Annotated in this window: 4 protein-coding genes; all 4 read right to left on the bottom strand. The window is 62.0% G+C overall.

The window, feature by feature from the left end; genetic code table 11:
* Window positions 1-274 precede the first annotated feature (274 nt).
* Window positions 275-490 carry a hypothetical protein gene (locus ACGHU1_RS16830; RefSeq protein ID WP_390588868.1) on the bottom strand — a complete coding sequence of 72 codons (216 nt, stop codon included), beginning with the start codon at window positions 488-490 and terminating at the stop codon, window positions 275-277.
* A gap of 37 nt (window positions 491-527) precedes the next feature.
* The gene (locus tag ACGHU1_RS16825; RefSeq protein ID WP_390588867.1) at window positions 528-1,319 is read right to left on the bottom strand and encodes a hypothetical protein; all 792 of its coding nucleotides are present in this window, start codon (window positions 1,317-1,319) and stop codon (window positions 528-530) included.
* 4 nt (window positions 1,320-1,323) lie between these two features.
* Window positions 1,324-1,488, bottom strand: a complete 165-nt coding sequence (locus ACGHU1_RS16820; RefSeq protein WP_390588864.1) for a hypothetical protein — start codon at window positions 1,486-1,488, stop codon at window positions 1,324-1,326.
* Window positions 1,485-1,718 (bottom strand): hypothetical protein (locus tag ACGHU1_RS16815; protein WP_390588861.1); only part of this gene is annotated, 234 nt, incomplete at its 5' end. The genes ACGHU1_RS16820 and ACGHU1_RS16815, both read right to left, overlap by 4 nt.

Genomic DNA, 1,718 nt, shown 5'->3' with positions numbered 1-1,718 from the left:
AGCTTCGGGAAAGCAAAGTGCCGCGCTGGCGCGGCTCTATCGGGGCGCGGGTATGCCTCGCACCCGGCGCACCAGGGCAGCGTTCACCGGGACGATGGCCAGGTGCGCCCCTCGATCATGCCGCCGATTGCGGGCATGATCGTTCACACAATGGCGTCGGAACGATCCGCCGCGCGGATCCTCCGTCATTTCGGCGGATTGGGAATCAATCCCCGGCTGATTGGGAGCGGCGCGCCTGGGCGAAGGGAACCGCAGCCCAGGCGCGCCGCGAAAATCAGGGGAAGAACAGTTTGGCCAGCGCCGCGCCTGCACCTAGCAGGGCGGCGCTGGCGATCATCGCCTGAAAGATCGAATTACGGTTGGCGAGCCGCGTTTCTTCGCGGCGCTGCTCAATCTCCGCCCGATGGCGAGCCGCATTCTCAAGCGCCTCGTCAATGCGAGCCATCTGCTCGCGGATATTGAGTTCCTTGGGTTCTACCTGTGTCGCCATGATATGTTCCTTGTCGAGTAATATAGAGGGTTCGCGGTCAGAATGCGAATGCTTCCTGTCCGCTCGCCTGCGTGTAGGTGGCGCTGTCGCCAGCGGCGTAGCGGGCGCGTCCGTTCTCGGTCCATTGCAGGAAACCTGCCCGGTCGTGCGCGAACCAGCCCTGTTCGATGCCAAGGATCATGCACCATGCCTGATCCTCGCCGCACAGGCTGCGCCCGGTATTGATCGGCCAATGTGTTGACCGCTCGGATTTGCACTCTTTGGGTTCATCGCACTGCAAGAGGATCGCTACGGCGTCCTCCGGTTCGGTTGCGCCCATTTCCTCCATGATCGTGCGCGCCTCGGCGGTGCTGATATAGCCGCGCCCCTGCCGGTCCTCGTTAGGCGAGTAGCGGCATCCGTAGGAAACGGCGTGGAATATATCGCCCATTGTGGTGTGAAGCTGGGTCGCCAGCAATTCGCGCCATTTGCCTGCGCTAATCAGGTCCACCGAATGCCACCAGCGCGCGGTAGGGGCTGCGGAATAGCCATAGCGGTTGGCAACGCCATCGCGGGCAATCTCGATCCCTAGAACGCTCTCAACGTGCTTCACAAAGGGGTGGGCTGCAAGTTCGGGGTGCATCAGGCCAATCTTGCGCGGCTCGCCTGCCTCCGGTGCCACCACTTCGATGGGAAAGCGAAACTGGCGTGAGGGGAGATTCCACGGTGCATCAAGCGGGAAGTCGTGCGGGACGCTAAGGCTGTGGTTCATGTCCAGCAGCAGCCGGTTGGGGGCAAAGCCTGCATCAATGATGCGCTGGCCCAGCTCGTCGTTCTGTTCGGTTGTCATTGCCTTATCCTTCATCGACAATGAGGGTGAAATCGCTCGCGCCATGCGCCAGCAATTCCCCAAGGATGGCTGTCAGGGTTTCGCCGCGCTCGCTGTCGGCAAGCTGCACAGTGTCATGCAGCAAGGCCAGATCGTCGCGGGACAGTTCGATGTAGCGTTTATGGCTCATGCCGCACCTGCCATCGCGCTCAAGCGCGCGGACAGGTCGCCAAGGGTGCGTTCGGTCGCATAGCTGAAGCATCCGCCAGCGGCGCGGGACAGGGGTTCATGGTAATAGGTTTCCCAGCCCTTGCCGCCACGCCTGATCCGCATGGCGTAGGAGGTCTTGCCTGCCATCGCGTAGCCGACATATTCCCCGGCCTTGAAACCGCTTTTCTCGATGTTCGGAAGGTTCCGCAT

This window comes from Erythrobacter sp. MTPC3, assembly GCF_042854385.1.
Lineage (GTDB): Bacteria > Pseudomonadota > Alphaproteobacteria > Sphingomonadales > Sphingomonadaceae > Erythrobacter.
Note: the sequence above shows the minus strand (reverse complement) of the source record. Positions and strands in the feature narration are given on the sequence as shown.